Annotated in this window: 1 protein-coding gene; it reads right to left on the bottom strand. The window is 66.0% G+C overall.

Translation table 11 applies throughout. The features are described 5' to 3' along the window. On the bottom strand, positions 1-626 hold a 626-nt coding region (locus M3B01_RS14565), incomplete at both ends, for a transposase (RefSeq protein ID WP_259793267.1).

Below are 626 nucleotides of genomic sequence, written 5' to 3'. Positions count from 1 at the left end.
CCCCTCAGCTCGCCGTCTGTCAACGTAAGCGCGTGTCTCGGGGTCGTGAACCATTCGGGTGACCGTGGCCATGTGGAGCGCGCGATTGAGCCTTCGATCGCCTCCGCGATTCAGCCTGTGGCGAGTCGTGTTTCCCGACGATGCAGGGATGGGACTCACGCCGGCCAACGCCGCGAAGGCAGCTTCGTCACGCAAGCGCCCACGGTGTGACCATGCTGAATAGGCGACTGCGGCGGTCACGGGCCCGACGCCGATCACGTCCAGCAATGGGGCAGCTTTGCTCTGACGCAGAAGCTCCTCGAGCTGCGAGCGGTTGTCGGCGAGCTCAATGTCGAGAGCACGAACTCGCTTGGCCAGCCGGTGAGCCTCGGCTCGTGCAGCCGCGAGCTCGAGGTCTTCAACTCGAGTGCGCCAAGACGCCACCTCGGTGATCTGCCCGTTTGTCAGCGGCTTCCGCGCATCAAGGCCAAAATCTGCGGTGCGCAACAGGGCGGTGAGAGCGTTGACGCTGGCCGTGCGCTCCGAGCTCATGTTCTCCCGCGCGCTCGTCAGGACGCGTAACGCGGGACGCAAGCCGGCGTCGGAGCGGGGATGGCGTAGCCGGTCGTCTTCCAGCGGCAGTACCG

It is taken from the genome of Brachybacterium sp. p3-SID957 (assembly GCF_025144775.1).
Classification (GTDB): domain Bacteria; phylum Actinomycetota; class Actinomycetes; order Actinomycetales; family Dermabacteraceae; genus Brachybacterium; species Brachybacterium epidermidis.
Note: the sequence above shows the minus strand (reverse complement) of the source record. Positions and strands in the feature narration are given on the sequence as shown.